The sequence below is a fragment of the Paraburkholderia sp. SIMBA_027 genome (assembly GCF_046535315.1).
Taxonomy (GTDB): domain Bacteria; phylum Pseudomonadota; class Gammaproteobacteria; order Burkholderiales; family Burkholderiaceae; genus Paraburkholderia; species Paraburkholderia tropica.
The window spans coordinates 1-278 of sequence record NZ_JAWRWY010000422.1 but is presented as its reverse complement, the minus strand read 5'-3'; the positions used below and the strand labels follow the sequence as shown (position 1 = coordinate 278).

General features: G+C 53.2%; 1 protein-coding gene. It reads left to right on the top strand.

Features of this window, described 5'->3' with window-relative positions:
• Positions 1-278: hypothetical protein (locus SB764_RS39665; protein WP_410866705.1), on the top strand; the 278-nt coding region annotated here is incomplete at both ends.

The window sequence follows — 278 nt, the reverse complement described above, 5'->3', positions numbered from 1 at the left end:
CGAACGCCTCAAGATTATTGCCGCCGTAGCAATGTGCGAAAGCGGGAATGATCCGTTCGGCGCGGAAAACACCGATGAAGAGTTTGTTGGACGCAAGAATGGACACAAGGGTATCGAAACCAGCTATTCGCGCATCGTCCACATCGGCCTGTCATATGGCGTGATCCAGTTCACGCAAGATGGCGGCGCGCTTGGCGGTGTGCTACAGAAGTGCAACGAGAAGAATCACCAAAAATTTGTCGACGTCTTCGGCGACAACTGGCAAGAACTACTCACGC